The organism is Shewanella sp. Koi 1, from assembly GCF_052907445.1.
In genome coordinates this window covers 4,622,715-4,646,874 of record NZ_JBREJM010000001.1, presented here as the reverse complement: position 1 = coordinate 4,646,874, position 24,160 = coordinate 4,622,715, and the positions used below count along the sequence as shown (strand labels likewise).

Here is a 24,160-nt window from a genome sequence, read left to right as displayed (position 1 = left end):
CCATGTCTTTTAAACTTAATATCATTACCTTGGGATTACTTGCTGCTACCAGTGGTGTGAGTGCTGCAGACTTTTCTGTGCACAAAGCTAATCTGCAAGGGCTAAAGTTGGATGCTTATCAGTGTAAAAGCTGCATAGGAGAGAAGCGCTACCAAGGTGAGCTGCAGTTAAGTGCAGGCTGGGCCGAGAATGATGATATTCATGCGGGTAATGCCTTTGGCGATGCCAGCGATGGATTGCGCGCGGCTATGGATGCGGACGTACGTTATCGCAATGCGGGTTATCAAGCTAATGTTCAAGCATATCAATTGGGACTAGAGAACAGCTATGCCCACCTTGATGCGGGTCGGTCTGGACTGTATGCCCTGAACCTTGATTATCAATTATTAACTCGATACGACAGCCGGGCGCAAACGCAATTGTGGCACAACAATGGCGTGCTATTGCCAGACACTGCGACTCGAGATGTCGATTTACAGCTGGAACGCGAAAAGGTGGGCTTGGGATTAGCCGCGCAATATGGCGTCATGCAGGCGTTTATTAACTACGACCACGAACAAAAAACGGGTAATCGTCGCAGTAGTTTAGTAACTCCTCGCCCTGTTAACTTTGCACTGCCTATTGATGCTAACACTGAAAACCTTAATGCGGGCCTGAATATTTCGGGTGAAAATTGGTTAAGCGAGCTGGCTTACCATGGCAGTTTTTACCGAAATAATATTGATAACTTAAGCTTACCTTATTTGCCCGATGTGTATGCTGCTACGCCTGATAATGATGCCCATCAAGTGTCGTTATCTGGGCAATATATGCTTGGACGTGGCAACGTCAATGGTCGTGTCGCTGCTGGACGGATGCTACAAGATGGCGATTTAATCCAAGTCACTGGTAATCCGTTACAGAGCTGGGATGGTCAGGTTGATACCTTAGATGCGCGGCTTGGCTTCAGCAATATGTTAAGCCCGCGATGGCGTGTTAACGGTCAGGTTGACTATAGCGAACGCGATAATAAAAGCTCTGTATGGGAGTTTGCGCAATTAGAGTTTGATAATGTCAGCGGTGCGTTTAAGCAAAATGTTCCCATGGACATCGAAAGGCTGACATACAAACTCCACAGTAGTTACCGTTTTAACAGTGAGTATCGCCTCATGGGAGGCTACGACCGTAAAGAGGTTGAACGCAGTTACCTTGAGCGAGAACAAACCCATGATGACGCATTTTGGGCCAAGCTGAATATCAGATCCTTGGCAAACACTGTGATTGATTTTGGTGGGCGTTACGAGAACCGCAGCGGCTCGGTCTACAACGCTGTCGAAAATACCTCGATTGAAGAAAATCCACTATTACGTAAGTTTTACCTCGCAGACCGTGAGCGTCAGGCGGTTGATCTAAAGGTGAATTATGTACCACTTTCGTGGTTGACTCTTGATTTAAATGGATATTATGCCAAGGATGATTACGCTAAAACCATTATAGGCCTCACTGAATCGACCGATTATGGTTATGACCTGCAGCTGGGGATGCAACTCTCTGAACAATTGCACCTCTATGCCTCAGCAAGCCATCAATGGATAGACTCCGCGATAGCGGGTAGCCAATCGTTTTCCTCACCAGACTGGTATAGCGATGTTGCCGATGAGTTCATCAATTTAGGTGTGGGATTTACCTATAGCGGTCTATTGGATGACAGGCTGACACTTGGTGGGAATTATCTATTCTCCAACTCCGCAAGCGATACCTTAATCACCTATAACGAGGTCCAGCCATACGGTGATTACTACTCCTATAACCACAGTGTCGAGCTCTATGGGCGCTACGCCTTGAGTGAGCGTATGGGGCTCAAGTTAAGTTATCAGTACGAGCGTTATTACGACACCGACTATAGCCAATCCGCAGTCAATAGCATTCCTGGGTTAATCACCCTAGGCGACTTAAACCATAACTACAACGCGCACTTGCTGATGTTTACCTTCAGCTACCTGCTGCCTTGATTGATAAGAGGTAAAGACAATGGAACGCAGAAGTTTTCTAAAAATGAGTGCAGCTATGGGCTGTGCAGCAACGGTCACTGGCTGTAATACCGGTTCAAGTGATGTGAATGTGGTGCCACCTAAGCCGCCAGTAGGCGATGAAGTACAAACTTGGTCATCTTGTTTGGTTAACTGTGGTTCAAATTGCCCCATCAAAGTATTTAGTCGTGATGGCATCATTACCCGTATTGAAGCAGATCATGAAACTAGCGATGAATACGGCAACCACCAGATCCGAGCGTGTGCCCGAGGACGTTCGCTGCGTAGCCGTACTTATGCTCCTGATCGTTTACGTACACCTATGAAGCGTGTTGGTAAGCGTGGAGAAGCGAAGTTTGTGCCAATATCATGGGATGAAGCTGCTTCAACGATTGCGAGTGAAATTCAACGTATCGCAAGTAGTTACGGTAATAAGTCGATTTTGAAACACTACGGAACAGGGGCTTATTATGGGTTTGCTAGCTCAGCGTGTTTTGATCGTGTGCTCAATCTGAATGGGGGATTCCTGAAGATTTATGGTAACTATTCTTGGGCACAGCAAAATGAAGCGGCCGCAGCAACTGGATTTGGTAGCACATCGGGTTCTTCTTTAACGGCGTTATACGATAGTGACCTGTTCCTCGGTATTGGCTACAACCCAAGTGAAATGCGTCAAAGTGGGTCGGGTGAAGGATATGATTTCTTAAAAGCACTTGAGGCGAATGCGAACCTTGAAGTGATTATGGTGGACCCACGTTATACGGACTCAATGGCGGGTAAAGAAAGCCAATGGTTACCGATTAGACCTGGTACCGATGCGGCATTTGCAGAAGCGATTGCCTATGAAATGATTAGCTCTGGATGGGTTGATACGCATTCCAAGGCTTTTTTAGATAAGTACTGCGTTGGATTTGACAAGGCCTCTCTTGAAAAGCTTGTTGCTGAATTTACCGCAAGTGGCGATCCTAAAAAGACTCAATATTTGCCTTATATCGATGTTGAAGACAACTATCGCAACTACATTCTTGGTGAAGGTAAGTTTGTCGATAATGGCCCAAGAACCCCAGCTTGGGCAGCTAAAATCTGCGGAATATCAGAAGCAAATATTAAATCTGTTGCTAGCAAGATTATGAATGCTAAAGCACCGTTTATTGTTACCGGTGCAGGCGTAAACCGTCATGCTAATGGTGAACAAGCCATGCGTGCTTGCTATATGCTTTCATTTCTAACCGGAAAAGTAGGGCAGCCAGGCGTAAGCAACGGCGCACTACCTTATCAAGGCAGTTTAAACCGTGCAGGTATGAGCGGTGGTAGTAATCCTGTTAAAGAATCAATTTCCTTCTTTACTTGGGCTGAAGCGATTGAGCGTGGCCATGAAATGACCGCCCGTAAAGATGGGATCCGTGGTACTGCTGACTTAGATACTCCGCTTGGCGCAGATATTAAAGCGGTATTTGCAATTAACAGTAACGCATTAATTAACCAACATTCCGACTGTAACGGTACCGCTAAAATCCTCGAAGATGACACCAAGTGTGAGCTTATTGTCGTGTGTGATTGCTGGATGACACCGAGCGCACGTTATGCAGACATCTTACTGCCCGATACCACTTGGTTAGAGTCGAATGACCTAGTCAATGATAGCTACGCATCCGGGATCATGGGTTATCTCGTTGCCATGAAGGCAGCTGTTAAGCCAATGTGGGAAAGCATTTCAATGTTTGAAATGGGACGCTTAATTGCTGCCAAAATGGGTAAAGAAGCTGAGTACACAGAAGGTAAAGATGAAGCTGCTTGGTTAGAAGAGCTCTATCAAAAGACTCGAACAAACAGTGCGAATACCAATGCTCAGCCTGCCTTCCCAAATAGTTACGCTGAAGCGCAAAAGATTGGCGTGTTCCGAGCGTTTAGTAAGACGCCTGTACTTGCACTCGATAGCTATATCAATGGTGGTAAAGCGGTGAGCACACCGTCAGGTAAGGTAGAGATCTACTCACTATCGATGGCGCAAAAGGGTAAAGACTGGATCTTTAATCCTAATGTTAAAGGCGACTACATCACTGCAATCCCTATGTATCAACCCACATGGGAAGGTTATGACGATGAAGATACTAAGGATGATTATCCTCTGCAATTAATGGGTTATCACACCAAGGGGCGTACACACTCAAGTTATCATAATGTGCCGTGGCTGCGCGAAGCCGCAGAAGATGCAGTATGGATGAACCCAACCGATGCCATAGGTCGTGGTTTAAGAAGTGGCGATAAAGTACAGATGTGGAATGATCGTGGCACAGTTGAGTTACCTGTACGGATTACCCCAAGGGTTGCCCCAGGTGTTGTGGCTTTAGGTCAGGGGGCTTGGTATCAACCTGATATCGCTCGGATTGGAAGGAGCGGGCACCCAATTGATGTTGGTGGCTGTATTAATACGTTAACTCGTTACCAGCCAAGCCCTTTCGCAAAGGGAAACCCACAACACACCAATCGCGTGCAGATCGTCAAGGCATAAGGGGTAGATGAAAATGACTCAACAAACACAATATGGTTTCTATTTCGATAGCAGCAAATGTACTGGCTGTAAAACCTGTCATATTGCCTGTAAGGACCGCATGACTGGCTTGGTTCGCGCAAAAGATGATGTGATGAATAATGGTGTCGCTAATTTGCCCGGTATTATTTGGCGTCGTGTTTATGAATATGGTGGTGGTAATTGGTCGCAAAACGTCGATGGTAGTTTTGAGCAAAATGTCTTTGCTTACTACATGTCTATTGGTTGCAACCATTGCAGTGAGCCTGTTTGTGTTAAAGCCTGTCCAACAGGTGCAATGCATAAGCGCCGTGAAGATGGATTAGTCCAAGTTGCCACTGAACTTTGTATTGGTTGTGAAAGTTGCGCGAGAGCCTGCCCATATGATGCTCCACAGCTGGATATCGAGCGTAAGGTAATGACCAAATGTGATGGTTGTAGCGATAGACTCGCTGAAGGTAAAAAGCCTATTTGCGTTGATTCTTGTCCTTTACGGGCACTCGACTTTGACACTATGGATAATTTACGAGCGAAATATGGAGAGGGTGATGGTCATATTGCACCCTTACCATCGCCCTCAATTACTTCACCAAACTTGATTATTAAGGCCAATCGAAATGGTCAACCAGTTGGTGGTAGTGGGCAATTATTAAACCCCGCTGAAGTGTAATAGTAAGAATGGGGGGCTTAGCCCCCTCATTTTTCTTCGTTTGTAAAAGGAACACTATGTCAATAATCAACATGAGTGATTACCAAACATGGGGTGCAATTGCCAAAGTGCTGCATAACATCTTGTACTCGTACCCTAATATGCCATTACTGACACAATTTAAGCGAGATGAGTTAGCAAGCCAGTGGCCAGAGCTTGAACTCTCGACAGGTGAACAGTCAGGAAAAGCTTTGCTAAGTAGCTATTTGACTCAATGGCAGGACGATGAATCGCAATTAATCGAGCTTCAATTAGATTATGGGCAGCTATTTTTTGGCCCTGGCGATCCTAAAGCTGCCCTCTGGGGATCGGTATACACCAGTGAGGGACAGTTACTGAATGAGGCTTCGACTCAAAATCTGGTTAGCTTTTATAACACCCATGGTATCGAGTTATCTCTGACGCGAAATGAACCCGTAGACCATTTAGGCTTGATTTTATTAGTGTTGCAATACTTGTTTGATGAATTAGCGTTAAACCCCAATGAAACACAAAAGGTGAGAGTCTGCACGCTATTGCTGCAACAACATACTTTACCTTGGGCGGGACGCTGTTTGGCGTTAGCTGAACTTCATGCAAAAACGGATTTTTATCGTGGTATATCTATGCTTGCTCAAGTGTTTTTTGCACATTTAGGTACGAAGTTTAACGTGATACCTCAAACCGTAAAACTCTATCGCTAAAGGTTAGCTCATGACGTTTGTGACAGCAGTGAGTCATCAATGGTTAAAAGCCCAGCTTGCCTATCGACTTCAATTGAGTTTGACCGCTTGTGAAAATATTCACGACTTATGTTGTGGCGGTACGTCATTAGCGTCGGTCACTAATATGATGTCTGCGGTTATTTTTATTGAAGGTCAGCCGCAATGGCTAGTTCTCGATAAAGCAATGAGCGAGCAGAAACTGCCTGATAATATGGTGCTGCATTGTTTTTTTGAGTGCTGTAGAGTTTTGTTTGTAAAACAAGTATCTAATCAGTCTTTAGGGCAAGCCGAGCAACTGATTTTTACTTTAGCCGAACAATGGCGTAAGCAGTATACCAATGCAGCAAACACAGATCCGCTAGCGCAATCGATGTGTTTGATGCTTGAGCGCTTGTCAAATCAACTGATTGCGCTTCGTCTAACCCAGCGACAACACACGCGTAATATGGGGGGGTAATTACTCCCCCATATTATTTATCCACTCGCTCATCACCACATGGGTTTTGATTTTAATGATGTCCGTGTGGGTATCGATATATTCACGGATCTCGTGCAAGCGGCGCATCGAAGGGGCGTGGACATACACCAGTAAATCCATATCGCCAGAGATACCGCGACAGGTAATTACTTCGGGGATGGCATGGAATACATGCACCACATCGGCGCAACGCGGGCATTTATGCTGGATTTCGAAATAGGCCGAGACTCCTTCCTTTTGCGATTCACTCAGTAAAACCTGATAGCCGCGGATCACCCCAGTTTGCTCGAGTTTTTTGATCCGCTCGGCAACGGCGCTACGGGAAAGGTTCACCTGCTCGGCAATACTGGAGACGCTCTGGCGAGCATCTTGGCGCAGGCTGTTAATGATGGCGGTATCAAACTTATCCAACTTGGGCTCCGATAAAAACGGGTTGTAAAAAAGCGCGAGGCACATCGCCAAGGCAAGCTAATATCAGTTAAGCACCCAGTGCTGGGGCTGCGCCGTCATTTTGCCGGAAATATGCATTTTTGCCGTCATTTTGCCGATGTTTGCCACTAAGAACACTGAGATTAACGGCAGATTGCGGCGTAGAATCTCACTATACTGACGGCTTCAAAACCACTGAATTTTAACAGATGAACTCACATAGCGGAACTATAGGACGTTGGCAAGGCGCAGGCTTGATGGCCACCACTTTGCTGGGCACAGGGGTGTTTATTCTCCCACAAATGACAATCGACAAAGCCCATGCTGGCGCGCTTATCGCGTGGTCACTCCTGACCTTAGCCATTATTCCAGTAGCATTGATTTTTGGTCGACTGGCGAGCGTCTTTCCCCATGCTGCGGGTCCCGCTTATTTTGTGGAAAAGGCCTTTGGTCGAACCGCAGGTCGTACTATCGGACTCATTTTTTTGTTGGTTGTGCCGATGGGCGCGCCCGCCGCGATTTTGATGACCTTCCAATTTGTTAATGCACTCATCCCCTTGGATGGCTGGTACAAGGTGGGCGCTGAGGTATTAGTGATTTTCGGCTTATTCCTGCTTAATCTGCGTGGCATTCAAGTCTCGGCCAAACTGCAATTTGGCTTAACGCTTTGTATTGTGGCGATTGTGGTGCTGTTATTCGGGGCGAGCAGTGTGCAACCTGGGCACTTAACTTCATTAGCAAGCTATGGCACGCCAGAAATCCCCACCATTATGATTGCCGCAGGTATCGCCTTTTGGAGCTTCTTGGGGATTGAGGCCATGACTCACCTCGCCGATGATTTTCGCCGTCCACAGCAGGATATGATCCCAGCGATGATGATGGGCACTGTGCTGGTGGGCATTATTTATGTGGCCTGTACCTTGATTTTACTGTTAGTGCCGACCGATAAAAGCGTGGCCATGATCGGTGTGTTCGATACGCTCTTGGGCGGCTATGGCGCTCAAGTGATTGGTGTGCTGGGGATTGCCAGCTCTTGCCACGGTTAACGTGTATGCCGCCAGTGCTGCGCGTCTTATCTGGAGCTTTAGTAACGAAGGGATTTTGCCGCGCTGCTTTGCGGTAAAGAATGGCTACGGTGTGCCAATTCGCGCTTTGGCGGCGTTACTTAGCGTTATGGCGAGTGTGATAGTGCTAACTCACATCACAGGTCAAGAGCTGGAGCATCTTATTGCTTGGAGTAATGGGGTATTTGTGGTGATTTACTTAATGGCGATGTTAGCCGCAGCTAAATTATTGCCCCGCAGCAACTTACCCTTAGTGGTATTAGGTTGTGGCTTCTGTTTGGCCTTAGGTATCGCGCTTGGGGCTAGCATGACCTACGTGCTGGTATTGATTTTGTTCGTTGCGCCGTTCCTGTGGTGGCAGAAGACGCATATCAGTCGCAAACAGAGCTTAGCGGTAAATAAAGTGTCTTAGTGGCCGAGGTTTTGAACGATTAATCACTGAATGTAACACCAGAACGCCAACCAGCGCGCGTTCTGGTCTCTTGCGCTTATATTTTCTGATCCAGTTTAAAGTCGAGCTGCACCTGTTGATTCAGCTGTGGCACGGCCTTGCCCGAATCAAACTTAGGTTTGTATTTCCAGTTTTGCACCGCTGACAGCGCGGCCTTATCAAACACCCGCTTGGGGTTGGCATCGAGCACTCGCACGTTGCTGACAGTACCATCCACGGTAATATCAAAGCCTACGACTACATAACCTTCCTTACCATTTTGTGCCGCATCAATGGGGTAGCGAGGGGACACTTGTACCACGGGTAAGGCCTCTGCCGTCATTGCCGATGGGTTAAATAACGCTGTTTGCGTTGGCATTTCGGGAGTAAAAGTCTTAGGGCTAAAGTCGACCACTTCAGTACTTTCGCCCGGAGTCGTCACCCGCTCCCTCGCTGGAATGGGTTTTGGTGGTTCGGGTTTGCGACTTTCCTTCGGTGGAATTGGTGTTCGCTCGCTCATCGAAATATTGATTTGCGGCGCATCTGACGCTTGTCCGCTCAATGGCTGCGGATTATGGATAAGTTGCGCCATAAACACGAACAAACCTAAGGTGATCAGAGCGCTAACAATAATAATCCCGGTGCGATTAACGAGTGCATTTTGGTCCATAGTGCTTCCTTACAATTGATGAACAAGATTTAATCTATATCACCCATTACTTAATTTTAGAAATATTTATTTACAAATAAGACTATTTATTGAGTGATTTTGTTGCTGTTCCTCATCAATCAAAGAGTGAATTTATCAGGTTCATTAGGCATTGCAGGGGTATTTTGATATTGAGTCAGAGTATTTTGGGCCAAGATAATGATTGCTGAATGCTGGCGTAAAAGCTTTACACCCTATTGATAAGTCATCATATCTTTCAGAGCGAGGCGAGATTTTGTGTTCTATATTTTGATCATTCGTTTAGAAGGAGAATAAATATGGATTCCGCCGCGCTACTGAGTCGAGTCGATGAGTTACCCCGTTTACCTAAAGCGATTAGCGAGCTACTTGATGTCGTAAATGATGACAATGCAACGGTAAAAACCATTGCGACTAAGGTGTCCCACGATCCCTTAATCAGTGCCAAGGTTCTTAGGTTGGCTAACTGTGCATATTATGGACATAGCAGAGAGGTCGGTAGTATTGATGAGGCCGTAGTACGTCTAGGGATGCAGACGCTACGAACTTTAGTCTTAGCCTCCGCTGTTATGGGGTCTATGCCTAAATGTAATGGTGTGGATCTGGCTCAATTTTGGGGGCAAACCTTTGAAATTGCACTTTATAGCCAAGAAATGGCTAGACGGTGCGGAGTACAGCCGGAAGAGGCCTTTACTTGCGGGATTCTCCATCGGATTGGTGATTTATTAATTGCGGCGATTTCTCCTGAAGACGCTGAAAAAATTAACGAAGCTGTCGCACAGGGTAAAGATAAGCATGCATTTGAGCGCGAACTCCTTGGTTATGATTCCCCCGATATTGGTGCATTGTTAGCTCAAAACTGGAAATTTACTCCCGCGCTGGTGCAGGGCATTCTGTTTCAAGATCACCCTAAGGATTCTAATCCCTTCTCAAAGCTTGCGGCGTTATTGTGTTTATCTCACAAAGTGTTAGCTGATTGGGATAGTATTGAAGATGACGATAAAACCAGTTGGTTATCGCAATTGGCGACTAAGAAAGGCTTAAAGATGGAAATGGGTGGATTGCGAGCCAAATTAACTGAGCTGAGAGGTGCAGGCTTCGAGATTGGTAAGGCACTTGCCTAAGACTGTTTGAGCCGCAAACTTAAAACGTTAACTAAAAGCATGAATAGCGTTACTGCGATTCATGCTTTTTTGTTGTTTGATCTTAGTTTAGTGCGTCGATAGCCTGATTACGCATCTGGATCAGTTCGCTGTGCTTAAGGTATAGCAAATCAGCGGTGCGGCGAATGATTTGATCTTCATATTGGGAGAGTTGTCCATCCGCATAGGCAAGTTGCCACATGGCTAATAGCAATTGCTGTTTTTGCTCCACGCTAAACTCGGCATTGATGGTATTGGTAAACTCAAATAACGATGTTGCATTACCTTGGGCTTTTTTAGCCTCTTCAATCAGTTCCTTGGCTTCCTCCTCCGGCATAGACAGTGTTTCCGTCAGCAATGTCGGCAGTAACGCCATTTCTTCCGCCGCGAGGGTTTCATCGGCAAATACCACTTCGAGCAACATGCTCGCTGCCGCTAACTTTAACTGGTGGGCTTTCTCCTCGGGAGAGATAGCTTGGGTGTGGGATTGAAGAAATCGTTTCAGCTTAGCAATCATAAAAGGGCACTGCTCTGGCAAGAAGAGATAATTTAATAGAGCGATTTACGGCGCTAAAGTTCACCCTAAGCTTATGGGCTTAGGGTGATGGGCAAGATTACAGTAGGGCGTTTAGGCCTTTCATCAGCAGATCTGAGCTGCCTTCGGCACCATTTGTCTCAAGGTAAGACTTGGCGATATTGATCATCGGCATGGCTAACTCTTTAGAAATACCTAATTTTTCAAAGGCATCTAACACCATTGCGCTACCCTGTAGAGAAGAGCCAATATTACCCGCCTTAGAGAGCAAACCAGATACCCCTGAATTGCCATCGAGTTTAGGGACTGCAGCTAATAGGCTGTCTGCATTCGGAATGCTGGCGGCTAATTTGGTGTAATCATTCGTACCTAAGCTTGATTGTGCAAGGCCTAACAGGCTGCCTAAACCACCTTCGGCTTGGGCTTGGCTTAAGCCGAGTTGCGACATCACGCTGCCAACTAACTCGTTGGATTGGGTTACAGTAGCTGTGGTCGCTTTCTCCGTTTTTGCTTGTGTACCGGCAAGGTTATCTAACCAACCTGCACTGGCGGGAGTAGCGAGAAGACAGGCGCTAATCAGAATAGAGAGAGTGAAAGTGTGTTTCATAGAGTGGCATCCTTTGACGGTTTGCGCGCAATAAAGTGGACAGTGTAACGGCTTTGCGACTTTTGTTGCAGCCCTTTTCTGTGATTTACGGTTCACTCAGACGATTTGTGTTGTGCATTGGAGCAGGATTTTGGGTATCCTTAGCGGCAATTCACGGTGTTAATTTACTTCAATTATTTTTGGAAAGGCGCATGTCACTATCCGCAATTTTGACCGAAGCTTATAACTTTTTCCGTAATCATCTCACTCAGCTTGCCATGCTGACGGTACCATTGCTATTAGTGCAAGTGGGGATCCAGCTGTGGCTAGGGACAGAGATGAGCAAAGTAGATCTGGAAAACCCGCAGTTTGGCGCGCCGCATATGATTGCCATGATGCTATTGCTGTTGATTTTTTCGGTGCTGATTGCCGCGTTAACACTGTTTTTAGAGTTGAGATCCCAAGGGCACAATCCCTCGGCGGGTATGGTATTAAAAGCCAGCTTACCCTTTGTACCGCCCTTACTGCTGGCGGGTGTATTTTCAGGTCTCGCAATTCTAGCGCCTGTGATGTTATTCGCCGCGTTTGGGCCAATGTGGTTGGTTGGGCTTGTGATCAGTTTTTACCTGTTTGCCCGCCTAGCCTATGTGAACTTTATGGTGGTGGTTGAGCGTCTAACGCCGCTGGAAGCCATTAAGGCAAGCTTTAGCTTTAGTGGGCCTATCGTACTGAAAACCATCGCCTTATTGATGCTTTACCTGCCGCTTTCTGTCGTGGGCGCTCAGCTCTCTGGCGCTGCTTCCCTGGGCGGCCTGCCAGTGCAAATGTTGGCGGATACCTTGATGGCATTTATCGGTCTATTCGTGAACTTAGCGCTGTTCCGCCTGTATATGGTGACGAAAAAGCCCAGCGCAGAATAACATTCACTGAGTATATTCGAGTTGAGGTAAGAACGTATGGGGACTGGGGCTGAGTTACTGGATAGCGAATTTATCCAAGGCTTTTCGGCCGCGCTCCTCGATGATTACCTCAACGCCAAAAACTATGTGCAGGATGTGCCCACTCAGTCACTGTTGCATATCCGCAGTTTTACCCACAGGCTGACCGAACTGCTTGGTCAGGATAAAGCCGTCTCCTTCACCAGTCCTAATCTCTATGACCGTATCGAGCTGTTAAACCAAAGGCGGCTGATCGATGTGAAGACGACACGAGCCTTACATCGTCTGCGTGGCGATGGTAATCGTGGCGCCCATCCTGAAAAATACCATTTAACCCAAGAACAATTGCTCGCCTTGGCCCAAAAGGCCATCAAGGATGTGTTGGCCTTAATTGAGCACTTGTATCCTAAGGTGCTCGGGCGTGCTGCTCCCGCTTATCGTTACCAAGCCAGTGACGCCGTTACCATCAAAGATCTCTGTTACCGCGCTGTGATGGAAGACGACCCTAACGCGCAATATCTTGTGGGGATCTCTTTTAAAACCAAAGCATTAATGCTTAAAGAGCAAGAGCTTGCCTTGGTTGATCAATCCTATGGTAATGAAGATGAAAATGGCCCAGCAGTGAAGGAAGTGGCGCAAAAAGCCCGTGATACCTTTGCCAAAGCCGCCTATTGGTTTGCCCTTGCGGCGCCAAAACATTCCGATGCCCTCTATGAACATGGGGTCGGGCTTATTCATGGTTACCAAGGACAGGCCGATGCAATTCTGGGCGAAGCTGCGATTGCCAAGGCTGCTGAGGCGGGTGTCGTCAATGCGATGGCGTTACTCGGGTATTTTTATCTGGTGGGCAGCGAGTCATTTAAGCCGGATTTAGTGCAGGCGAAGCATTATTTACAACTGGCGGCCGAGGGTGAGCAGACTGAAGCCATGGCGAATTTAGGTGTGCTCTATTATCAGACCAAAGATCTGACCCAAGCCTATCATTTTATTAATAAAGCGGCGCAAGCGGGTTATCCCCATGCCCAGTATCATTTAGCCTTAATGCTCGCCAACGGCGATGGTTGTAAGCGCGATCCTATCGTGAGTGAGTATTGGATGGCCGAAGCGGCCGAGCAAGGTCAGCTGGATGCCATGCTTACCCGCGCGCAACATATGCTAAACGACGAAAGTGGTTTGGGTGGCGATGTGAGTCAGGCGGAGCGTTATCTACGTGAAGTGATTAAATACGGTCACAGCGTGCCAGCCATGATTGAACTGAGCATGGCACTCGCGGACGGTATTTTAGGGCGTATCGATGTGGTGGGTTCTGCAGCGCTACTCAACCTGGCGCGCCGACATGCCAATAGCAAAGAGGCTGAGATTATCGAGCCTCTGTGGCAATCACTCGCATTGCAGGTTGATACTGTGCTGGAGATGACCCAAGATCCCGGTGAGATTCAAACCCTGAAGCGCGCCAAGGATCTGCTAAGCGTTTAGGGATTAGCCTTCATCATTTTGATGTTCAAAGGTGCGACCAGTGTGGTGTTTTGCATGGGGTTCACGCACCACATTCGTGGAACGATAAAACTCGGTCTCTTGGCTCGCCGCTTCCCTTGCTTGTGCTTGGGCACGATTAAACTTACTCATTTGGCGCGCCACGTAAATGCGACTAAATAGCACTAAGCAGCCGAGCGCAATAGCGCCAAATAAAAGCACAAAAGGCAATAAAAACAGTGATAAACAGATTAGGCTGACACTAACGGCCATGGCTAACCAAGCCCGTGCTCCTGAAATGCGTGGCTGAAATGGGCTCTGTTGAAATTGTTGATAGATCATAAGAACTCCTAATCAAAATGGGGCGAGGCGTAAGGTAAATCATCTAAGGATTTGCCATATTGGCATCATCGAGAGGCCTCTTTCCCAATGCTATGGAGAGTCAGTGTGCAATAAATAAACGGATTGGGTCACGTTAATTTGGGTTAATTTACGTTGTTTTACGTCTGGAAGCTTACATTGTTGTGTAATCTGAGGTGTCTGTGATCTTTTAGTTATCATTAGGTTTTTAATGATTTGATTAAAGTTATCCTTATGTTTTTGCTTAATTATTTATTAATTTGATGATAAGTGATTCTTTGTTTGTTGTGCGAGATGTGCGAAAATTTAACCGATATTTTGATTGGTCATGGCTAAATCTGTAAATTTATTACAGTGAGTGATGACCATTCGTCCAATACCTTCCTTCAGTGCTGTGTAAATCGTAGATACCAAAATGAACTCATATTCACTTAAACAAAAGATCCTGATTTCGGTCGTGATCGCCTTGTCCCTCGTGATCAGCTTGCTGTCTTGGCAAAGCTACTCCAGTCAAAAATCATTGTTATTGCAAAATAGCCTAGAGCAGGTGCAGCGCTTGGGTGAACAACAGGCCGAACGCATTCAAGAATGGCTGGCTGGACGCCAAGATATCGTGGGCGCATTGGTATCTAAGGTAGAAGGTAACAGTTTAAGTGCATTGCAACAGGCACAGGCCTCTGGACGATTCCAGCTGACTTATTTTGGTACCGAGACAGGGCAGATGTTGGACTCAGATCCAAGTATCGACCGCACGGGTTACGATCCGAGAACGCGCCCTTGGTATAAACAGGCGATGAATGAGCGCGGTCTTATCCTGACAAAACCCTATGTTGACGTGGCCTATAACGTGTTAGTGGTCACTATGGCGCAGCCGACTTCTCAAGGTGTAGTGGGGGGCGATCTCTCGATTGCGAGCTTAGTCGAGAGCGTGAATCGCATGACGCTCCCCGCCAATGGTTATGCGATCATGATGCACAAAGACGGCACCGTGATTGCCTACAAAGATGCCTCTAAGGCGATGAAGCCCGTCGGCCAAATCGACAATGATTTGAATCATGATTTACCGCAGCAGAGCCGCCAAGCGGGAGCCTTGCTGCCCATGTATTTTGAGAATGAGGGCCGTGATAAGTTAGTCTGGGGCGTCGATATTCCCAATACCGATTGGGAGTTGGTGATAGTGCTGGATAAGGAGACTCTTGAGGCGCCGTTAACCGATCTTCTGTTAACGCAATTTGGACTCGCTGCCGTAGTGTTACTCCTGAGCGTGTTGGCGATTTCCTGGTTGGTAAATCTACTGCTAGGCCCACTTGGACGCGTGTCTCAGGCGCTGGCACGCATTGCCGACGGCAATGGCGATTTAACTCAACGCATAGAGGTCGACACACAGGATGAAGTAGGCGTATTGGCCGATAGCTTTAACCGTTTTGTCGGCAGCCAGCATCAACTTATCAGCCATATTCGTCAGTTAGCCAGCGAGCTAGATGCGGATGCAGAGCGCAGTCTTAAAACCAACCATATTGCCGTGGCAGAGTTGCAACGTCAGCAGCAGGAAGTGGCCATGGTGGCAACGGCGGTGACCGAAATGGCGAGCGCGACCAATGAAATTGCCGCCAATGCGGAAAACACTGCAACAGCGGCGCAGCAGTCGGCCGCGAGTAGTTTTCAAGGCAAAGAGCTGGTCAATAAAACCCGCAGTTCGATCAATTCCCTAGCCAATGAAGTCACTCAGGCAACAGACGTGATTGAAGATTTAAGTCGCCATGCCCAGTCGATTTCTAGCATTTTAGCGACAATTCAAGGAATTGCTGAGCAGACTAACCTATTAGCGCTCAACGCAGCGATTGAAGCCGCCCGCGCGGGTGAGCAGGGTCGTGGTTTTGCCGTGGTCGCCGATGAGGTGCGGGTATTGTCGCGTCGGACGCAGGATTCGACCCAAGAAGTGCATGCGACCATTGAAACCTTGCAACGCACTACAGCTAAAGCGGTTAGTTTGATGGAAAGCAGTCAAATGCTTGCGGGCAACAGCGTGGAAGATGCCAATGCTGCGGCCAAGGCGCTGGAGGAAATCACCCAAGCTGTGAATGTTATTTCGGATATGGCAGGCCAAATTGCCACTGCCGCCGAAGAGCAAACACAGGTCACGGGGGAAATCACCCAAAATACTGTAGCGATTAAAGATATTACCGACGAAATCACCGAGGCCGCAAAGTCGGATCTGACGCAAGCGCAAGCATTAAAGGCGCGTGCGAACGATCTCAATGCTCAGGTTGCGACCTTTATTCTGTAAGCTTGATGACGGCATAAGCCCAGCGTAGGTAAATACTCTGGGCTTTTTATTTGCTCGAATTCTGCGGCAGCATCAGTTTTTCAACACTTTGACAGATGGTATCGCGCATCCATTTATGACCTTGGTCTTCATCGTTGCGCTGGTGCCAGAGCAGCACATAGGCCATAGGGATAAATTCAAAGGGCAGAGGCAACAGCCTCAGTGGATACAGCTTGCATGCGTGCAGTGCAAAGCTCGATGGTAAGGTAAAAATCAAATCACTGTGGGCACAGATGCTGGCCGCGCCATAAAAATCGGGCACAGTTGTGCTGATTTTACGCCTGTGGCCAAGGTCTGCTAGAAAGTAATCCAGCGCCCACCAATCACTCCCTTCACAACGCACCTGCACATGTGCCATATCCAAATACAAATTTAAATCCCATTGTGGTGAGGTGAGAGCGGCCATCAAAGGATGATCTTGGCGCACCAAACACACTTGCCTGTCGGTAAACAGGGTTTGGCAGCTAATGCCATCTGGGAGTCTGTCCGTTTGCGAGTCTGACAGCGGGTGTAAATCCCGCCCCGAGATCCCAAAGTCAATTTGCCCCTGCTGCAAATCGTGCATCGATTTCTCGGTCCACACATAGGAGTCGAGCTTCAGATTCGGTGCAGTGCTTAACAATGGGCCGATAAAATAGGGAATTAAGGTTTCGTAGGCGCTTTCAACCATGGCAAAGGAAAACTGCCTGTTACTGCTGGCCGGTGTAAACGTCGGTGGCTGAGTGAGTTGATATAAGTCCTGCAAAATATTCGGCAACTTCAGCCCGATATTGAGCGCATGGGCAGTGGGTTTAAGCCCATGTGCAGTGCGTTGGAACAGGGGATCATCTAAGGTTTCTCGCAGACGATTCAAGCTCTTGCTCAAGGCAGACTGGCTAATATGCAATCGACTCGCCGCTCGGGTGACGCTCTGCTCTTCGAGCAAAACCTTCAATATCACCAGTAGGTTGAGATCGATTCTGGCTAAGTTGTCGAGATTCATAGATATTCCTCAGGGGAAATTCACTTTGGAAATTATACCATTTCTGTTCATACCTTGAGTTATTTAAAATAGCGCCCACTGAAATACTTTTTACTGTTTAACCGAGATAAGTTTTATGCGGCGCAATCTGTTACCTATTTTGATGTCTTTGGTGCTACTTAGCCCTCTGGCAATTGATATTTACCTCCCTTCTATGCCCACTATGGCGGCAGAGTTCGCCGTGTCTGCCAGCGAAGTACAGTCCACATTAGTACTGTTTTTATTTGCTATGGGTGTGGGTCAAATTTTGATTGGTCCCTTAGCCGACCGGTACGGACGTCGACCTGTGGCACTCTTTGGCGTGCTGCTCTATGGTGCCAGCAGTTTGCTTGCCGCTGCTGCGATTGAATTCCATTGGTTACAAATTGCCCGCGTGCTACAAGGATTAGCGGCCTGTTCGACCTCAATTGTGGTATTTAGTGCGGTGCGCGATTGTTATTCGCCGAAGGAAGGCGCCAAGATTTACAGTTACTTAAATGGGGCTATCTGCGTTATTCCGGCATTGGCACCCACCCTTGGTGGTCTGTTGGCTATGCAGTTTGGCTGGCGTTCAACCTTTGTGTTTATGACCTTGTACGCGATTTTGATGATGCTATTGGTGGGCTATCGTTTACCTGAAACTCGTCCGGCCAATACGGTTAGCACAGGTCCACTGTACCGTTGGAGCCGTTATAAACCCGTACTGAGCAATACCCATTTCTTGTTCTATGCCTTTGCTTGCATGTCGGCAATGGCGGCGATTTTAAGTTATGTGTCTTACTCTCCCGTATGGCTTATCGGCCATCTAGGGGTATCCGAGCTGGCTTTTAGCGGTTTATTTGGATTGAATGCTTTGGTCAATATCGGTGCTTGTTTTGCTGCACCAGTGGTGATCCGCAAGTTAGGCAATCGTCCAACCGCGATCTTAGCATTAGCACTACTTGTACTGTCGGCGATATTGATTGTTATGGCACAGGCCTTTGGCCCGAGTGCGGGTATGGCTGCTGCTTTTGCCTTTATGTTGCCTATGATGTTGTTATGTATTGGTTTTGCATTCCTGTTAGGCCCAGCAACCAGTATGGCACTGTCTGCCTTTGGCGAGCGTGCAGGAACCGCAACGGCAATGTTAGGTTTTATCCAAATGAGTGGCGCATCCGTTATCGCAGGCTTAGTGCAGCAAACAAACCTGACCGCCCCCTATGCGGTGGCGTTAGTCATGGGATTTTTCTCTATCGGATTACTTTCAATGATGGCGCTCAGCCGATTTGACCACTGGCACCAAGAGCAGTTAGTCGCCGAGCATTAATAGGCCCTAAACGGCTAACTTAAGATACACCCTTTGCCCGTAGCTTATTTGACCATAGCTACGGGCATTTTTTAGAAGCGACCGTTGATGCCTAGGGCTAAAAACACGCCATCCTCATCGGGTTCGAAAGATTTAGTGGCGCGGGCAATAGCGCTGAATGAGTCAGTGAGTCGCCAGTGGTAGGCCGTGCTAATGCCATAGGGATCGGTATCTTCTTGAACGCTATAGTTAGCACCCACTGACCAAGCGCGGGTGAGATACCAATCTGCGGACAGCATGAGCGCAGTGGCATTGTTGCTATCGCTCATATCGCCACCATAGGGGCTGTTTTTCACGCTGTAATCAGATTGGCTAAAAAATAGCTGTGCGGTTAAATCGACACCTGCAGTGGTTTGCAATGGCAGAAAACTGCGCAGACCAAGGTTAAAGGTGTCAAGGTCTGCGTTCGCTTTGGCACCAAAACCAATATCATAGTCTTGGTCATTTTTGCTATAGCCTAAGTACACACTCGAGGTGGAATTGAAGTAATAACCCACTGAGACGCCATAGGTATCACTGTCAAATAAGTCTGCACCAAGATTTTGGTAATTCGCGCCTATAAACCATTTCGAGGCAAACACGTATTGACCATTCACCCCATAAGCATCTAAATCACCTTCGAAACCCGCATAGTTAGCACCCAAATTCGATGTTTGTGCTAAAAATCCGCTAAGTGCATAGGGAACATTATCTTGGCTAACGGGGGTGAAGTAATAGCGATAATTAGTATTCCAGGTGCCATCGTCGAATGCTTCACTTGAGCCTGCATACTCTAGTGATGCATCGTGTTGATAGGTGTTATCTGTTGCAGCGAAGGTTGTGGTGCTGGTAAGGGCAAATAATAGCGCGAGATTGAGTCGATTAATGAGCATTGCTGTTCCTTTTGTTATTAATGACGAATAACAACCTCACCATAGCTATATAGAGGCGTTATCAGCCGTTACGTCCTAGTGAGCGAAAGATACACTTTGTTAATAAGATGTCAATAATGCTTTTGATTCAACAACTAAACAGAATGTCATGCTGAGCGAGTTGAGCTGTTATACTGCTGGCTAAATGTTTTATAGAGAGTTTGCTTTGAGTCGCCACTATTGTCCTATTTGCTGTTATCCGATGAATGCGTGCCTCTGCTCCCATGTGCAGCCGATACAGCCGCAAACGCAGCTAGTGATATTGCAGCATCCCTCGGAAGTCGAGCATAAAAAGAATAGCGTCAAGGTGTTAAGTCTAGTAATCCCCAACACCCAAGTGTATGTGGGGGAGACTGAAGCGGATTTTGCCTTATTGCGCGAACAATTGATGAATGGCGGACGCCCGGTCTATCTTGTTTATCCCTCTGAGCAGAGTGTGAGTGTCGAACAACAGAAGTTTTGTGCCGATCGTGTGCTGTTGTTGATCGATGGCACCTGGCGCAAAGCCTTTAAAATTTTGCAGCTCAATCCATGGTTAGCTCAATTGCCGGCGGTGCACTTGGCCGAAGGTTATGCATCAAGATACAAGATCCGCAAATCGAGTCGCAGCGACAGTTTATCAACCTTAGAGGCGAGTGCTTATATGCTAAAAGCACTCGAGCTGGATTTAGATGTGTCGCCTCTATTGAATGCCTTCGATGCTATGGTGGATATGCGCATTCGGGCGATGCCAGCTCAAGTAAGGCTGCGTTATCAGGGCGGAGAATAAGTGTTTTTAAATTCTTACGTTTTTGAGACCCCGTACGAATTAAAATAGTTAAAATCTTATTCAGATCACGCTAACGTAACGTAAAACAAGGTTTAATAGCGGTGATTCATTTGCTGCGCAAATGATGAGATAGCTTTGCCAGCCAATTGCTTTGCAGGGGAGTGATTCCATTCTTAATGGTGTGCTGGCAGGGCTATCGAGCCAATGAGTCAATTCGTAAAAATCCACCCATAAACCAGTCAATTATCACCGCGTTGCAGCTCAACCTTAAGCGATACACCTTTCGGCTAAAAAGGCTTGGGTAAACTGCTCAACCGAACTGGGATAGCCAAACAAAAAGCCTTGTGCAAAACCTTGCCCCATATGGGTAATGATGTCTTTTTGCTGCTGCGTTTCAATGCCTTCAGCCACAAAGTGAATATCGAGAGCCTGCGCTAATTGCACTATGGCATGGCAAAGTTTTTGTCCTGAGGCATCATGTAAACGCAGAGCAAATTCAGCATCAATTTTGACACTGTCTATCGGTAAGGTTCCTAAGCGGCTGAGTGATGAGAGACCCGTACCAAAGTCGTCAATGGCGATGCCGACACCTAAGGCTTTGATGCGCTCAAGGGTTTGGCGAGCTAACTCGGGTTGACGTAACAGTGCTGACTCGGTGATTTCTAAAATCAGCGCTTCGGCGGGCAGAGCGACCATTTCTAGGGCGCTAATCACTTGGCCGACAAAATCCACATGCTCCAACTGTAAGGGCGATACGTTAACCGACACTTTAAAATCAGGCTGATAACTCGCGCGCCATATGGCGGCCTGCTTACAGGCTTGCTCCAGTGCCCATTGCCCAATGGTAATAATCAGCCCTGTTTCCTCGAGTAAAGGGACGAATTCGGCCGCTTCATAATGCTCGTTGGGGGATTTTTGCCAACGCAACAGCGCCTCGGCACCTATGGGCTTATTGGTGTGTAAATCCACAATCGCCTGATAGGCAAGATTGAACTGCTTGAGGCTATGGGCATGCCTTAGGTTGTTGATAAGCTTTAATTTAAGCTCGGCAGCTTGGCTCATCGCCTTGTCATAAAAGACTAAGTGCGGCTGATTTTTCTTCGCGCTATACATGGCGGTATCGGCCAAGCTAATCAGCTGTCCCGCTTGATCGCTGTGGGTTGGGAACAGCGCGATACCAATACTGGTACCGAGGAAGAACTTTTGCCCTTCGATTTCAAATGGACTGTCGAACAGACTCAGTATTTGCTCGGCAAATAATTGAATTTCCTCCTTACAGCTGCAGTCTTGCAACACTAAGGTAAATTCATCGCCCCCCATACGGGCGATATCGGCCTTCTCAATGCAGCCCGCTTCTAAACGCGCGGCCACCAGTTGTAACACCCTGTCACCCATGGAATGACCAAAGCTGTCATTGATGTTCTTAAAACCATTGAGGTCTAAAAACATCAGTGCGCCGAGGGCGGAAGGATCATCCTTCAGTTTGTCGAGGGCGCTATTGAGTATTTGCTTGAGATGATAACGGTTCGGCAACCCCGTTAATGTGTCGTACATAGCACGGGCGGTGAGCTGCGTTTCGAGCAGTTTTTTGGTGCTGATATCGCTGAAAATATTCACATGATATAGGGCGTTGTCATCGGTCTCGATTCGGCGACTGCTCTGCCATGCGGGAAAGTGACTCCCGTCAGATCGCTGTTTAAGCGTCTCGCCATGCCAAAATCCCCGAAGTTTCATGGCGGCTTGGCAATCGGTTTCTTGCCCTGGAGGCAGGAGTTTGGCCTCTAAAAACTCAGGGGTTTTACCGATCAATTGCTCGGCACTGTAACCGCAGATACGGCACATAGCCTTGTTTACGGCCAATATGCGATTATCAGCATCGGTGATGTAAACGGCCTCGGCACTCTCTTCAAGTGTGGTCGCCATAATTTCCCGTGGGATATGGGCAAAGCCATCGGAGATCGACGGCCGAACTTGAGTTCGACGGTTGAGGGCTTGTAGCTCAACGAGCACTACGGCTTGTTGCTGTAAATAACAAGGGTAGAGTCTTACCTTGGTGGGGAGTTCTTTACCCTGTTGGCTCAGGTGGAGCCAACTAAATTCGACATGGTTCCCCGATGCCGCCTCAATAATCATTTCCCGTGCAAATTCAACGCTATTGCGTCCGGAGGATTGGATCCTAGGTGAAAAGTCATAGGGCGTGGTATTCACTAAGGCATCGTATTCGGTGCCAAAGTAATCGAGGGTGGCGCTATTTGCGCTAATAAAACTAAAGCCTTGGATCAGGGCGAGGGGAGTCTGGTGCGGATCGGCTTGCCAGCATGACAGCTTATCTTGCAATACAGGGTCATCTGTACTGAGTTTATTGAGCAAGTGTTGCCATCTGATCATTTAGGATACTCCCTTGTGACGCAAATTAAGGTCACATCCTATAGCTAGGTACTTCGTTTATAACGAAATTAATTCAAATAGTACATCATTCCAGCGAGGTTAAAATAAACATAATCGAGGTTTTGCTCAAATAACAACTAAAAACTGACAGTCTAAGATAGCTGATTTTCAGTGTCTTACATGAAAATCATTCTAACTCATCACTGCAAAATACGGTTTTATGCTATGTTTTGCCCTGAATACTCAGTTTGCCGTGTCAATCAGCCGAGGAAGGACTCTAAGGAATATCGGATGCAAAAACTTATCCCCACTATCGCATTAAGTGTCGTTGTCGGCCTAGTATTACCTACCGCGCACGCGGCTGAACAGCCGAAACCACGGCTGACCTTAGAGCAAAGGGCCGATAAGGCGCGCATCGACTCGCAGCGTATCGAGCAGGCGCAGCTTGAAAAGGCCCGCCGAGCCGCCCAAGAGACCTCGGCACGGGAAGAAAAAATCCGCCAACAGTCCAATCCGCAGGATTGGGAAGCCCAACAAAAGCTTAAGGCTCAAAAGCAGTTCGATGAAAGGGAAAGCCGCGAGCAAAAATATCTGCAAGAAGCAAAGGAAGCCGCTGCCAAAGAGCGTAAAATCCCCAAACCTTAATCTTTTTAGTTAAAGGCAATATCCGCCGTTTGCCTTACGACTCTTTAGGAAACTGCTGTTGAATACCTGTCCCCTCTGCCATAGTGCCGATTTAGTTGCCTATCACCAAGATAAACGCCGTCATTACCAACAGTGCCTGCACTGTGCCTTAGTGAGCGTGCCTGCTGAGTTTTATCTGAGCCCTGAAGCGGAAAAAGCCGAATATGATAAGCACGAGAATCACCCGCAGGATCTCGGTTATCAGCAGTTTCTAGACAGAACCCTCGCCCCCTTATTGGCGCGTTTTGAATTCACAGCATTGGGACTGGATTTTGGTTGTGGTGAGGGCAAAGCATTAAGTCTGATGGCGCAAACTCGGGGTTATCGGGTCGAGAACTACGATCTCTATTATGCCAATCACCCCGAGTTACTCACGCGGCAATACGATTTTATTACCCTTACCGAAGTGATTGAGCATGTGAGTGATGCCGATGCGTTACTGACCTTATTAAACACCTTACTGAAACCCAAGGGCATTTTGGCCGTGATGACCAAGCGAGTGCTTAATCCCACAGCATTTAGCACTTGGCACTATAAAAATGATCCTACCCATATTAACTTTTACTCCGAAGCCACCTTTCAATGGCTCGCCGAGCATTACGGCTGGCGGCTGGAAATCATCGACAAAGACGTGGTGTTTTTGCATCAAACTAATTAACCCA

21 protein-coding genes and 1 pseudogene are annotated in these 24,160 nt (G+C 47.4%); 14 read left to right on the top strand and 8 right to left on the bottom strand.

Annotated elements, in window-relative coordinates:
• The first annotated feature begins 2 nt into the window (after positions 1 to 2).
• Genes ACUZ8J_RS20415 through ACUZ8J_RS20395 form a run of 5 tightly spaced genes read left to right on the top strand, consistent with a single transcriptional unit; the run spans position 3 to position 6,409 of the window.
• Positions 3 to 1,991, top strand: a complete 1,989-nt coding sequence (locus tag ACUZ8J_RS20415) for an MtrB/PioB family decaheme-associated outer membrane protein (protein ID WP_446694799.1) — start codon at positions 3 to 5, stop codon at positions 1,989 to 1,991.
• Between the two features lie 19 nt (positions 1,992 to 2,010).
• A complete protein-coding gene (locus ACUZ8J_RS20410; RefSeq protein ID WP_446694798.1) occupies positions 2,011 to 4,521 on the top strand; it encodes a DMSO/selenate family reductase complex A subunit in 2,511 nt (836 codons plus the stop codon).
• A gap of 13 nt (positions 4,522 to 4,534) precedes the next feature.
• Positions 4,535 to 5,209, top strand: a complete 675-nt coding sequence (locus tag ACUZ8J_RS20405; protein WP_037425569.1) for a DMSO/selenate family reductase complex B subunit — start codon at positions 4,535 to 4,537, stop codon at positions 5,207 to 5,209.
• Positions 5,210 to 5,265: 56 nt separating this feature from the next.
• Positions 5,266 to 5,931, top strand: coding sequence for a TorD/DmsD family molecular chaperone (locus ACUZ8J_RS20400; protein WP_446694797.1), 666 nt, complete (start codon positions 5,266 to 5,268; stop codon positions 5,929 to 5,931).
• A 10-nt stretch (positions 5,932 to 5,941) separates the two neighbouring features.
• Entirely contained in the window at positions 5,942 to 6,409 is a 468-nt protein-coding gene (locus ACUZ8J_RS20395) for a hypothetical protein (protein ID WP_446694796.1), read from the top strand.
• Here the strand turns inward: ACUZ8J_RS20395 and ACUZ8J_RS20390 are convergent, their stop codons facing one another.
• Entirely contained in the window at positions 6,410 to 6,841 is a 432-nt protein-coding gene (locus tag ACUZ8J_RS20390; protein WP_023265354.1) for an Lrp/AsnC family transcriptional regulator, read from the bottom strand.
• 227 nt (positions 6,842 to 7,068) lie between these two features.
• Between ACUZ8J_RS20390 and yjeH the strand changes: the two are divergent.
• Positions 7,069 to 8,335, top strand: a pseudogene (gene yjeH / locus ACUZ8J_RS20385) (L-methionine/branched-chain amino acid transporter).
• Positions 8,336 to 8,411: 76 nt separating this feature from the next.
• Here the strand turns inward: yjeH and ACUZ8J_RS20380 are convergent.
• Positions 8,412 to 9,023: an energy transducer TonB gene (locus ACUZ8J_RS20380; RefSeq protein WP_446694795.1), complete on the bottom strand. Its 612-nt coding sequence runs from the start codon at positions 9,021 to 9,023 to the stop codon at positions 8,412 to 8,414.
• Between the two features lie 317 nt (positions 9,024 to 9,340).
• Here ACUZ8J_RS20380 and ACUZ8J_RS20375 point away from each other — a divergent pair, with 317 nt between their 5' ends.
• Positions 9,341 to 10,165 (top strand): HDOD domain-containing protein, encoded by an 825-nt coding sequence (locus tag ACUZ8J_RS20375; RefSeq protein WP_023265357.1) that lies wholly within the window; start codon positions 9,341 to 9,343, stop codon positions 10,163 to 10,165.
• Between the two features lie 82 nt (positions 10,166 to 10,247).
• Here the strand turns inward: ACUZ8J_RS20375 and ACUZ8J_RS20370 are convergent, their stop codons facing one another.
• Together ACUZ8J_RS20370 and ACUZ8J_RS20365 are read right to left on the bottom strand one after the other, a co-directional pair.
• On the bottom strand, positions 10,248 to 10,700 hold the full coding sequence (locus tag ACUZ8J_RS20370) for a tellurite resistance TerB family protein (RefSeq protein ID WP_446694794.1): 453 nt from the start codon (positions 10,698 to 10,700) through the stop codon (positions 10,248 to 10,250).
• Between the two features lie 97 nt (positions 10,701 to 10,797).
• Positions 10,798 to 11,325: a DUF2780 domain-containing protein gene (locus tag ACUZ8J_RS20365; RefSeq protein WP_023265359.1), complete on the bottom strand. Its 528-nt coding sequence runs from the start codon at positions 11,323 to 11,325 to the stop codon at positions 10,798 to 10,800.
• Between the two features lie 191 nt (positions 11,326 to 11,516).
• Between ACUZ8J_RS20365 and ACUZ8J_RS20360 the strand changes: the two genes are divergently transcribed.
• Positions 11,517 to 12,224, top strand: coding sequence for a hypothetical protein (locus ACUZ8J_RS20360; protein WP_039976951.1), 708 nt, complete (start codon positions 11,517 to 11,519; stop codon positions 12,222 to 12,224).
• 36 nt (positions 12,225 to 12,260) lie between these two features.
• On the top strand, positions 12,261 to 13,718 hold the full coding sequence (locus tag ACUZ8J_RS20355; RefSeq protein WP_446694793.1) for a DUF4145 domain-containing protein: 1,458 nt from the start codon (positions 12,261 to 12,263) through the stop codon (positions 13,716 to 13,718).
• 3 nt (positions 13,719 to 13,721) lie between these two features.
• On the opposite strand, the gene ACUZ8J_RS20350 is transcribed toward ACUZ8J_RS20355, so the two are convergent.
• On the bottom strand, positions 13,722 to 14,057 hold the full coding sequence (locus ACUZ8J_RS20350) for a hypothetical protein (protein WP_446694792.1): 336 nt from the start codon (positions 14,055 to 14,057) through the stop codon (positions 13,722 to 13,724).
• A 433-nt stretch (positions 14,058 to 14,490) separates the two neighbouring features.
• On the opposite strand from ACUZ8J_RS20350, the gene ACUZ8J_RS20345 reads away from it, so the two are divergent.
• Positions 14,491 to 16,362 carry a methyl-accepting chemotaxis protein gene (locus tag ACUZ8J_RS20345; protein ID WP_446694791.1) on the top strand — a complete coding sequence of 624 codons (1,872 nt, stop codon included), beginning with the start codon at positions 14,491 to 14,493 and terminating at the stop codon, positions 16,360 to 16,362.
• Positions 16,363 to 16,408: 46 nt separating this feature from the next.
• Here the strand turns inward: ACUZ8J_RS20345 and ACUZ8J_RS20340 are convergent, their stop codons facing one another.
• On the bottom strand, positions 16,409 to 17,383 hold the full coding sequence (locus ACUZ8J_RS20340) for a LysR family transcriptional regulator (RefSeq protein ID WP_133181589.1): 975 nt from the start codon (positions 17,381 to 17,383) through the stop codon (positions 16,409 to 16,411).
• Positions 17,384 to 17,498: 115 nt separating this feature from the next.
• On the opposite strand from ACUZ8J_RS20340, the gene ACUZ8J_RS20335 reads away from it, so the two are divergent.
• Complete coding sequence (locus ACUZ8J_RS20335) at positions 17,499 to 18,707, top strand: multidrug effflux MFS transporter (RefSeq protein WP_446694790.1); 1,209 nt, start codon at positions 17,499 to 17,501, stop codon at positions 18,705 to 18,707.
• 71 nt (positions 18,708 to 18,778) lie between these two features.
• Here ACUZ8J_RS20335 and ACUZ8J_RS20330 read toward each other — a convergent pair whose 3' ends face one another.
• A complete protein-coding gene (locus tag ACUZ8J_RS20330; RefSeq protein WP_446694789.1) occupies positions 18,779 to 19,618 on the bottom strand; it encodes a putative porin in 840 nt (279 codons plus the stop codon).
• Between the two features lie 205 nt (positions 19,619 to 19,823).
• On the opposite strand from ACUZ8J_RS20330, the gene ACUZ8J_RS20325 reads away from it, so the two are divergent.
• Entirely contained in the window at positions 19,824 to 20,426 is a 603-nt protein-coding gene (locus tag ACUZ8J_RS20325; protein WP_446694788.1) for a tRNA-uridine aminocarboxypropyltransferase, read from the top strand.
• Positions 20,427 to 20,693: 267 nt separating this feature from the next.
• Here ACUZ8J_RS20325 and ACUZ8J_RS20320 read toward each other — a convergent pair whose 3' ends face one another.
• Positions 20,694 to 22,814: a putative bifunctional diguanylate cyclase/phosphodiesterase gene (locus ACUZ8J_RS20320; RefSeq protein ID WP_446694787.1), complete on the bottom strand. Its 2,121-nt coding sequence runs from the start codon at positions 22,812 to 22,814 to the stop codon at positions 20,694 to 20,696.
• 291 nt (positions 22,815 to 23,105) lie between these two features.
• Here ACUZ8J_RS20320 and ACUZ8J_RS20315 point away from each other — a divergent pair, with 291 nt between their 5' ends.
• Together ACUZ8J_RS20315 and ACUZ8J_RS20310 are read left to right on the top strand one after the other, a co-directional pair.
• The gene (locus tag ACUZ8J_RS20315; protein WP_446694786.1) at positions 23,106 to 23,459 is read left to right on the top strand and encodes a hypothetical protein; all 354 of its coding nucleotides are present in this window, start codon (positions 23,106 to 23,108) and stop codon (positions 23,457 to 23,459) included.
• A 58-nt stretch (positions 23,460 to 23,517) separates the two neighbouring features.
• The gene (locus tag ACUZ8J_RS20310; RefSeq protein ID WP_446694785.1) at positions 23,518 to 24,156 is read left to right on the top strand and encodes a class I SAM-dependent methyltransferase; all 639 of its coding nucleotides are present in this window, start codon (positions 23,518 to 23,520) and stop codon (positions 24,154 to 24,156) included.
• Positions 24,157 to 24,160: the final 4 nt, after the last annotated feature.

Excerpts from the sequence above, each read along its gene's own strand:
- ACUZ8J_RS20355 (WP_446694793.1), top strand. The coding sequence starts at position 12,261 with ATGGGGACTGGGGCTGAGTTACTGGATAGCGAATTTATCCAAGGCTTT.
- ACUZ8J_RS20335 (WP_446694790.1), top strand. The coding sequence starts at position 17,499 with ATGCGGCGCAATCTGTTACCTATTTTGATGTCTTTGGTGCTACTTAGC.
- ACUZ8J_RS20330 (WP_446694789.1), bottom strand. The coding sequence starts at position 19,618 with ATGCTCATTAATCGACTCAATCTCGCGCTATTATTTGCCCTTACCAGC.
- ACUZ8J_RS20415 (WP_446694799.1), top strand. The coding sequence starts at position 3 with ATGTCTTTTAAACTTAATATCATTACCTTGGGATTACTTGCTGCTACC.
- ACUZ8J_RS20315 (WP_446694786.1), top strand. The coding sequence starts at position 23,106 with ATGCAAAAACTTATCCCCACTATCGCATTAAGTGTCGTTGTCGGCCTA.
- ACUZ8J_RS20350 (WP_446694792.1), bottom strand. The coding sequence starts at position 14,057 with ATGATCTATCAACAATTTCAACAGAGCCCATTTCAGCCACGCATTTCA.
- ACUZ8J_RS20400 (WP_446694797.1), top strand. The coding sequence starts at position 5,266 with ATGTCAATAATCAACATGAGTGATTACCAAACATGGGGTGCAATTGCC.
- ACUZ8J_RS20405 (WP_037425569.1), top strand. The coding sequence starts at position 4,535 with ATGACTCAACAAACACAATATGGTTTCTATTTCGATAGCAGCAAATGT.
- ACUZ8J_RS20340 (WP_133181589.1), bottom strand. The coding sequence starts at position 17,383 with ATGAATCTCGACAACTTAGCCAGAATCGATCTCAACCTACTGGTGATA.
- ACUZ8J_RS20360 (WP_039976951.1), top strand. The coding sequence starts at position 11,517 with ATGTCACTATCCGCAATTTTGACCGAAGCTTATAACTTTTTCCGTAAT.
- ACUZ8J_RS20375 (WP_023265357.1), top strand. The coding sequence starts at position 9,341 with ATGGATTCCGCCGCGCTACTGAGTCGAGTCGATGAGTTACCCCGTTTA.
- ACUZ8J_RS20370 (WP_446694794.1), bottom strand. The coding sequence starts at position 10,700 with ATGATTGCTAAGCTGAAACGATTTCTTCAATCCCACACCCAAGCTATC.
- ACUZ8J_RS20345 (WP_446694791.1), top strand. The coding sequence starts at position 14,491 with ATGAACTCATATTCACTTAAACAAAAGATCCTGATTTCGGTCGTGATC.
- ACUZ8J_RS20410 (WP_446694798.1), top strand. The coding sequence starts at position 2,011 with ATGGAACGCAGAAGTTTTCTAAAAATGAGTGCAGCTATGGGCTGTGCA.
- ACUZ8J_RS20380 (WP_446694795.1), bottom strand. The coding sequence starts at position 9,023 with ATGGACCAAAATGCACTCGTTAATCGCACCGGGATTATTATTGTTAGC.
- ACUZ8J_RS20320 (WP_446694787.1), bottom strand. The coding sequence starts at position 22,814 with ATGATCAGATGGCAACACTTGCTCAATAAACTCAGTACAGATGACCCT.
- ACUZ8J_RS20395 (WP_446694796.1), top strand. The coding sequence starts at position 5,942 with ATGACGTTTGTGACAGCAGTGAGTCATCAATGGTTAAAAGCCCAGCTT.
- ACUZ8J_RS20365 (WP_023265359.1), bottom strand. The coding sequence starts at position 11,325 with ATGAAACACACTTTCACTCTCTCTATTCTGATTAGCGCCTGTCTTCTC.